Source organism: uncultured Corynebacterium sp., from assembly GCF_902782855.1.
Classification (GTDB): domain Bacteria; phylum Actinomycetota; class Actinomycetes; order Mycobacteriales; family Mycobacteriaceae; genus Corynebacterium.
Genome location: NZ_CACZOO010000163.1, coordinates 1 through 7,592, shown reverse-complemented (window position 1 = coordinate 7,592; position 7,592 = coordinate 1). Strand labels below are relative to the sequence as shown.

The 7,592-nt window shown below is 66.6% G+C and carries 8 protein-coding genes; 6 read left to right on the top strand and 2 right to left on the bottom strand.

Annotation, left to right across the window (positions count from 1 at the left end):
* Window positions 1-110: 110 nt before the first annotated feature.
* The 4 genes from QZV72_RS07460 to QZV72_RS07445 all read left to right on the top strand — a co-directional run bounded on the left by QZV72_RS07460 (window position 111) and on the right by QZV72_RS07445 (window position 4,021).
* A complete protein-coding gene (locus QZV72_RS07460; RefSeq protein WP_297006798.1) occupies window positions 111-1,169 on the top strand; it encodes an alpha/beta fold hydrolase in 1,059 nt (352 codons plus the stop codon).
* A gap of 11 nt (window positions 1,170-1,180) precedes the next feature.
* Window positions 1,181-2,056: a class I SAM-dependent methyltransferase gene (locus QZV72_RS07455; protein WP_297006796.1), complete on the top strand. Its 876-nt coding sequence runs from the start codon at window positions 1,181-1,183 to the stop codon at window positions 2,054-2,056.
* A gap of 201 nt (window positions 2,057-2,257) precedes the next feature.
* A complete protein-coding gene (locus QZV72_RS07450) occupies window positions 2,258-2,848 on the top strand; it encodes a hypothetical protein (RefSeq protein WP_297006794.1) in 591 nt (196 codons plus the stop codon).
* Window positions 2,849-2,995: 147 nt separating this feature from the next.
* Window positions 2,996-4,021, top strand: a complete 1,026-nt coding sequence (locus QZV72_RS07445) for an isopenicillin N synthase family oxygenase (protein ID WP_297006791.1) — start codon at window positions 2,996-2,998, stop codon at window positions 4,019-4,021.
* A 33-nt stretch (window positions 4,022-4,054) separates the two neighbouring features.
* Here the strand turns inward: QZV72_RS07445 and QZV72_RS07440 are convergent, their stop codons facing one another.
* Complete coding sequence (locus tag QZV72_RS07440; protein WP_297006789.1) at window positions 4,055-4,360, bottom strand: thiamine-binding protein; 306 nt, start codon at window positions 4,358-4,360, stop codon at window positions 4,055-4,057.
* A gap of 16 nt (window positions 4,361-4,376) precedes the next feature.
* Window positions 4,377-5,507 carry an aminotransferase class V-fold PLP-dependent enzyme gene (locus QZV72_RS07435; protein ID WP_297006788.1) on the bottom strand — a complete coding sequence of 377 codons (1,131 nt, stop codon included), beginning with the start codon at window positions 5,505-5,507 and terminating at the stop codon, window positions 4,377-4,379.
* 17 nt (window positions 5,508-5,524) lie between these two features.
* Between QZV72_RS07435 and QZV72_RS07430 the strand changes: the two genes are divergently transcribed.
* Together QZV72_RS07430 and QZV72_RS07425 are read left to right on the top strand one after the other, a co-directional pair.
* Window positions 5,525-5,881 (top strand): DUF952 domain-containing protein, encoded by a 357-nt coding sequence (locus QZV72_RS07430; RefSeq protein ID WP_297006786.1) that lies wholly within the window; start codon window positions 5,525-5,527, stop codon window positions 5,879-5,881.
* Between the two features lie 94 nt (window positions 5,882-5,975).
* Entirely contained in the window at window positions 5,976-7,484 is a 1,509-nt protein-coding gene (locus QZV72_RS07425; protein WP_297006782.1) for a diacylglycerol kinase family protein, read from the top strand.
* Window positions 7,485-7,592: the final 108 nt, after the last annotated feature.

The following is a 7,592-nucleotide window of genomic DNA, read 5'->3' as shown; positions in this document are numbered from 1 at the left end:
GGATGACAGTGGCGGGATGACAGTGGCGCACAGCCGAGCAGAAGTGTAGTTTCGACGGAGAGACTGTGAGTTCAGTCACAGCACTACGCGCGCGAGAGGATCCCCCATCCATGCTGGTCAACGATTTCTACACCGCCGAGGCCCAGGGCCCGTACGAGACGGCGTCCATCGGGCGCCTGGAGCTGGAGGAGGGCGGCGTGATCGAGGACTGCTGGCTCGCCTACGCGACCGCCGGTGAACTCAATGCCGACAAGTCGAACGCCATTCTCATCCCCACCTGGTACTCCGGCACCCACGGTACCTGGTTCCAGCACTACGTCGGTGAGGGGCACGCTCTCGACCCGTCGAAGTACTTTGTCATCTGCGTCAACCAGATCGGCAACGGGATGTCGGTCTCGCCGTTCAACACCACCGACGCCTCCATCGCCATGTCCAGGTTCCCGGATGTGCGCATCGGTGACGACGTGGTCGCCCAGGAGCGTCTGTTGCGTGAGAGGTTCGGTATCGAGAAGCTCTTCGCCGTCGTCGGCGGTTCCATGGGTGCCCAGCAGACCTACGAGTGGATCGTCCGCTTCCCGGACAAGGTGCAGCGGGCCGCACCGATCGCCGGCACCGCGAAGAACACCCCGCACGACTTCATCTTCGCCCAGACGCTCAATGAGGCCGTGTGGGCTGATCCGGGCTTCAACGGCGGTGAGTACTCCTCACACACCGACGTCGCCGACGGGCTGCGACGCCAGTCCCACCTCTGGGCTGCGATGGGTTTCTCCACGGAGTGGTGGAAGCAGGAGGCGTGGCGAGGCCTCGGTCTGGAATCGAAGGAATCCGCCCTCGCCGATTTCCTCGATCCGCTGTTCATGTCGATGGACCCCAACACGCTGCTCAACAACGCATGGAAGTGGCAGCGAGGTGACGTCTCCCGGCACACCGACGGTGATCTCGCCGCCGCGCTGGGTCGGGTCACCGCGGTCACCTACGTCATGCCGATCAGCGGTGACATGTTCTTCCCGGTGCGTGACTGTGCCGCGGAGCAGGCGCTCATTCCCGGTAGTGAGCTGCGGGTCATCGACGACATTGCCGGGCATCTCGGCCTGTTCAACCTGTCGCCCACCTACATGGGACAGGTCGACGCCACCCTCGGTGAACTCTTCGCCAGGCAGGCGTCGTAGAGTCTGCCTCTGTGAGAAGTCCCGTCGAGAACGACACCCCGGAGTCCGCGCAGAGGTACACCCACGGCCATGGTGCCGCCGTGCTGGGCAACCATGCACGGCGTACCGCCACCGATTCCCTGGCTTTCGCCCTGCCGTACCTCACGGCGGGGTCGAGGGTTCTTGACGTGGGGTGCGGACCAGGATCGATCACCCTGGACCTGGCTGCGATGATCGCCGGACTCGGAGGGGCGGCGTCCCAGGTCACGGGCGTGGAGAGCACGCCGGTGCCACTGCAGGCGGCCTGTGCCGCAGCCGAGGTCCGGGGGATCGGGGCCCAGTTCCTGCCAGGGGACGTCTACCGGCTTCCCTTCGGCGACGGGTCATTTGATGTCGTGGTCGCCCACCAGGTATTCCAGCATCTCACCGACCCGGTCGCCGCGCTGCAGGAGTGTCTGCGGGTCACTGCACCGGGGGGCGTTGTCGCGCTACGGGACGCCGACTACGCGGCGATGTCGTACCACCCGGCCCCGTTGGGTCTGCGGGAGTGGACGCACCGCTACCGGGCCATGGCGCAGGCCAACGGGGCGGATCCGGACGCCGGGCGTCACCTGGTCGGGTGGGCACTGGCCGCGGGCTGTGACATCGATGACCTGTCCTTCTCCACCTCGACCTGGGTATGGTCGAACGCGCCCGGTGGCAGGCCGACCGTGGACCTCGCCGACAGCTGGTGCGCCAGGGTCACCGAGGAGCGGTTCCGTGACCAACTGGCAGGTGTGCTCGGAACCTGGGACGCCGACGCGGTGGAGACCGCGGCCGGCCGGATCTGCCACGGGTGGCGGGAGTGGGCGGAAGATCCGGCGGCGATCTTCCTCATGCTGCATGGCGAGCTGTTGATCCGCCGCTGACTCCCCGGGGTGTCGCCGGAGTCGACCGGGGCCGGGCGGCCGGCGATCTCCGGCCGGGAAGGGGAGCAGTGTCGGCGCGGGCAGAGTCCTCGTGGGCGCCGGACAGGTCATGCACATGTACCTGCGGTAGTGTGCGCCGTATCCTGTGCCTGTACAGTTTCTGTTTTCCGACCGACGATCCCATGGAGAGCGACAGTTCCGATGAGTAACCAGTACCCCTACGGCAACGACGGTTACGACGACCAGACCCGTCAGTACCGCCGTGACGATTTCGGGCAGTCCCCGTACCAGCAGGACGGCCAGCACCCCCAGTCGCAGAACTACCGGCAGCCCCGCTACCAGGAGCAGTACCAGGACTCCTACGAGGATCAGGGTCCGTCGCTGCTCGCGGGGAAGTTCGAGGCGAAGAAGGTCTCGGTGAATCTCGTGCTCCTCGGCGTCCTGTCCGCCATCGTGACGTTCGCGGTGGTCCTCATCGTCGACCAGCTCATCGCCGCCGTCAGTGACACGGTGGCGCTGGGGCCGGGTGCCGCTGTCATCCACGGTGTGGTCGCCGGCATCGTCGGTGTCCTCGCAGGTCTGCTCTACATTCCGGTGTCCGGCACCGGGAACGAGGGCCTGTTCAACGCGGCGATCATAGCCCTGACCATCGCCGCAGCCGTGTTCGACGTCATTTTCGGCGGTCTGCTGGACAAGGACTGGTCGAAGCTGCTGTCCCTGGCGGCGATCCTCTGCGCGGGTATCACCGCCTACGCCGCTCCGTCCCGGATCGAGACCGCCCGGGTGCGGTAGGTGCGGCCCGGGCCACGGCGGTGGGGTCACCGTGTCCGTGTCCGGGGAACGGACTCTTCACAGATGTGCACGGTCTGTGTTATTCGACAGAAGTACAGGGGTGGCGAACCAGGGGGAGGTCTGGATTCCGCAACGAACCTGAGTAGGATGACCTGCGTCCGCATCCGTGAAGAAAGGTACGCCTACATGTCGACGACCCCCGATATCCCGCTCATCGATGTCGCTGTCTGGCGCACCGGGGATGCCGCCCGACGGACGGCACTGGCGCAGCGTCTCGACCGGGCGATGCGGGATTCCGGCTTCTTCATGGTCTCCGGTCACGGCATCGACCCGGCGCTTTCCGCCCGGGTCCGCGCCGCCGCGAAGGAGTTCTTCCACCTACCGGAGGAGGCCAAGGAGCGGTACCGGACGGCGGTCGGCGGCCGTGGTTGGATCCGTACAGGTGACGAGGCCAACTCCTACTACGGTGAGACGGTCGACCCGGGGAAAGCCGATCTCAAGGAGACTCTCACCTTCGGCCGGGATTTCCGTACCGGGGACGCCGGGATCGACGCCGAGTACTTCAGGGACAATGTCTACCCGGCCGAGGTTCCCGAACTCCGGGAGCTGGTGCTGGCCTGGATCGATCAGGCACGTGCCCTCTACATCGACCTGCTCGAGATGCTGGCCACCGCACTCGGGCTCGACGAACGGTACTTCGTGGAGAGGGCGTCGAAGTCCCCGAACACCTTCAACATCAACCGCTACCCTGCACTGTCCGTCGTGGGCCGGGCGAAGCAGGGGCAGTACCGTATCGCCCCGCACACCGACTGGGGTCTGGTGACCATCCTGGACCGGCAGCCCGGTTACGGTGGCCTGGAGGTCCAGACCCTGGAAGGGGAATGGGCGACCGCGCCCTTCGTCGAGGGGGCGATGACGATCAACATCGCCGACCTGCTGGCACGGTGGACCGGCGACCGGTGGCGGTCCACTAAGCACCGCGTCCTCGCACCACCGGAGGAGTCCCCCTCCGAGGAGCTGTACAGCATCATCTGCTTCTGCGAGCCGGACATGGACCAGATCATCGAGCCGTTCGCCCCGCCGGTCGGCGGCGGCGTCCGTTACGCGCCGGTCCGGGCCGCCGACTACTTCACTGAACGCAATGACGCGGCATCGGTCACAGCGGCCGGTTGACCCACCGGGACCCGGCGGGGACAGGGGGGTACGTCACCAGTTGTCGATCGCGGCATTGAGGCGTTCTACCTTGCCGGTGATCTCTCCGGAGCGTCCCGGCCGCAGATCGGCCTTGAGCACCAGGGAGACCCTGGGGGAAATCTCGGCAACCGCCTCGCAGGCCCGCTTGATCACGGGCATGACCTCGTCCCATTCCCCCTCGACGGTGGTGAACATCGACGAGGTCTCCTGGGGAAGGCCGGAGGCGCGGACGACCTCGACAGCCCGGGCGACGATGCGGGACATCGAGCCGTCCGGTTCCGGGGTGGTCGACGGGGCGATGGAGAAGGCGAAGAGCATGTTCCCCAGAGTCCGCCTAGAGGCCGAGTTTGTCCAGTCCGACGCGCAGCCGGTCGACGGTGCCGTCGACGTCCTGCAGCTTGTCCAGGCCGAACAGGCCGAGGCGGAAGGTGCTGAAGTCCCCGCGCTCACCGCACTGCAGCGGGACACCCGAGGCGACCTGGATGCCGGCCTCCTTGAACTTCGCCGCTGACTGCACAGCCGGGTCGTCGGTGTAGGCGACGATGACGGACGGGGCGGCGAAACCCTCAGCGGCGATGGGGGTGAAACCGCGCTCGGTGAGGAGGGCGGTGACCTTCGCCCCGAGCTCGGTCTGGGCGTCGCGAAGCTTCTCCAGTCCGATCTCGCGGGCCTCGAGCATGAGGGCGGCGTTGTGGGCCAGAGAATCGGTGGGCATCGTGGCGTGGTACGGGGTCGCACCGTCGACGTAGGAGTCGGCGATGGACAGCCACTTCCTCAGGTCCATGGCGAAGCTGGTGGAGGTCGACTCCTCGACGGCCTTCCTGGCAGCTTCGCTGAGCATGACGTACCCGGCGCAGGGGGTGCCGGACCATCCCTTCTGGGGGGCGCTGACCAGCACATCGACGTTGCAGTCGGTCATGGAGACCCAGGAGGCGCCGGAGGCGACGCAGTCGAGGACGAACAGGGCGCCGACCTCGTGGGCGGCGGCTCCGAGGGCACGGAGGTAGTCGTCGGGCAGCTGGATGCCGGCGGCGGTCTCCACGTGCGGTGCGATGACGATCCGCGGCTTCTGCTCGCGGATCGTGGCGGTGACCTCGTCGATCGGGGCGGGGGACCAGGGGGAGGTGGTGGCGTCCTCTGCCTGGCTGGCAGTGAGCACGGTGACGTCGTCGGTGATCTTCCCGGTGTCGATGATCTGGGACCACCGGAAGGAGAACAGGCCGTTGCGGACGATGAGGGTTCTCTGGTCGGTGACCAGCTGCCGGGCGACCGACTCCATGCCGTAGGAACCACCGCCGGGGACGACGGCGACCGCGGAGGCGTCGTAGGCCTCCCTGAGCACGGAGATGATGTCCTGCATGACGCCGACGAAGCGCTTCGACATGTGGTTCAGTGAACGGTCGGTGAAGACGACGGAGTACTCCAGCAGTCCGTCCGGATCGATGTCAGGGTGAGGAAGAGTCATAGGTAGCATTTTGGCACATGACCATCTATCATATCGCCGCCAGGTCGTCCTGGGATGCCGCGCTCGCCGCAGGTGAGTACCGGGTCTCCACCCTGGAGCAGTCGCTCGACGATGTCGGGTTCATCCACGCATCCCACGAGGACCAGATTGCCGCGACTGCGGACCGCTTCTACCGTTCGGCTGCCGGTTCCGGCGTCCAGCTGTGCGTCCTGGTCCTCGACGAGGACGCCGTGCGCGGCGCAGGCACAGAGGTGCGCGAGGAGAAGGCGGGTAACGGTCAGCTGTTTCCCCACATCTACGGGCCACTGCCGACCGACTGCGTCACGGAGGTCCGTGAGGCCGGGTTCAGCGCGGACGGGGAGTTCCACTACTGACCTGCCGTCACTGTGACCTGCGGTAACACCGGCGTATCCACCAGGTAGTCTGGGGTGGTCGGTAGTCAGCTGCAGGTGGACGGAGAATACGCCAATGAATGGTCGTGTCAGGGGTCGGATCGGGGGCCGGTTCAGGCGGACCGAAGTGGGTGAGATGCTCTCAGGCGTCGTGCAGATGGACCGGGACGTGTTCGACGCGGTCGCCGGAGCGGAGAATCCACGACTGGACGCCTTGCTGCCCAGGCTCACCGGTGCCGCCAACTACTCGAAGCTGTGGATCGGGATCGCCGGTGCCATGGCACTCACCGGCAGCCCCCGGATCCAGCGGGCCGCGATGCGTGGAGTGGTCAGCGTGGCGAGTACCAGTCTCATCGCCAACCAGGTGGCGAAGCGCTGGTGGCGGCGGCAGCGACCGGGGCACGGGTCGGTGTCGGTGGCGCGTCAGATCCGCCGGTACCCGGAGTCGAGTTCCTTCCCCTCGGGGCACTCCGCCAGTGCTGCAGCCTTCGCCTCCGGCGTGGCGGTCGAGGCGCCGGGGATCGGGGTCGGGATCGGTGCACTGGCCGGTCTCGTCGGTTTTTCCCGGGTGTACACCGGCGCGCACTATCCCGGCGATGTGCTGGCAGGTTTCGGCCTGGGTGTGCTGATCACCGCCATCGGTGCGAAGATCGTGCCGCCGCCGGTGGTGCCGGACATCTCCGGGACCGAGCCGTACATCGTCGACACCTCAGCGCGTCCCGAGGGTGAAGGCCTGGTCCTTGTCGTGAACCCGGCATCGGGTAGTGGGACAGGGGAGAGGGTCCTCACGGAGGTCGAGAAAGCGCTCCCGGCCGCCGAGATCGTCGCCCTGGAACCGGACGATGACGTCGAGCAGGTTCTGGAGGACGCCGCCTCCCGGGCCGAGGTGCTCGGTATCGCTGGTGGTGACGGCACTGTGGCCGCGGCCGCGGGTATCGCACGTGCAGCAGACAAACCGCTGGCGGTGTTCCCGGGCGGCACGTTCAACCACTTCGCCAAGCAGATCGACTGCGCCACGACCGACCGGACCATCGCCGCGGTGAAGGCCGGGACAGTGGAGAAGGTCGATGTCGTCACGCTCAATGGTGGGACTACGCTGCTGAACACCGCGAGCATCGGTATCTACCCGCGCTTCGTCGAGGTCAGGGAGAAGTACGAGGGGAAGACAGGCAAGACCGTGGCCGCGGTCATTGCCGCCTGGCAGGTGCTCAAGGAGGAGAACGCCGTCGAGATCAGGTATGACGGCAAGACTCTGAAGACCTCGCTGTTCTTCCTCGGCAATTCTCTGTACCGTCCGTCGGGCTTCGCACCCGTCGACCGGGGCAGCGTCGAGGACGGGTTGCTCGATGTGCGGATACTGGAGACCGGCCGGCGGTTCTCTCGGTTGCGCATCATGCTGTCACTGCTCACGGGACGCCTGGGCAGGAGCCCGCTGTACCACGAGCTGCGCCGACCGGAGTTCCGCTGCGAGATCCTCGGTGGGCCGACGGAGGTCGCCTACGACGGTGAGGTGGGGGAGAAGGTGTCGCAGCTGGAGTATGTCTCGCGGTACCGGGCGCTGACGGTCTACCGGCCGCACGGATGACCTGTCTCAGTATAGTTGGCAGATTCTGCAGTCTATCTGGCAACGATGACCTGGGAAAACCGGGCACCGGCACGCGTTCGGTCGATGCGGCGTGTCTCAGTTGATCTG

Bases quoted from the DNA above. Each gene is read 5' to 3' on its own strand.
- QZV72_RS07460 (WP_297006798.1), top strand. From the start codon at position 111: ATGCTGGTCAACGATTTCTACACCGCCGAGGCCCAGGGCCCGTACGAG.
- QZV72_RS07450 (WP_297006794.1), top strand. From the start codon at position 2,258: ATGAGTAACCAGTACCCCTACGGCAACGACGGTTACGACGACCAGACC.
- QZV72_RS07435 (WP_297006788.1), bottom strand. From the start codon at position 5,507: ATGACTCTTCCTCACCCTGACATCGATCCGGACGGACTGCTGGAGTAC.
- QZV72_RS07445 (WP_297006791.1), top strand. From the start codon at position 2,996: ATGACCTGCGTCCGCATCCGTGAAGAAAGGTACGCCTACATGTCGACG.
- QZV72_RS07425 (WP_297006782.1), top strand. From the start codon at position 5,976: ATGAATGGTCGTGTCAGGGGTCGGATCGGGGGCCGGTTCAGGCGGACC.
- QZV72_RS07430 (WP_297006786.1), top strand. From the start codon at position 5,525: ATGACCATCTATCATATCGCCGCCAGGTCGTCCTGGGATGCCGCGCTC.
- QZV72_RS07440 (WP_297006789.1), bottom strand. From the start codon at position 4,360: ATGCTCTTCGCCTTCTCCATCGCCCCGTCGACCACCCCGGAACCGGAC.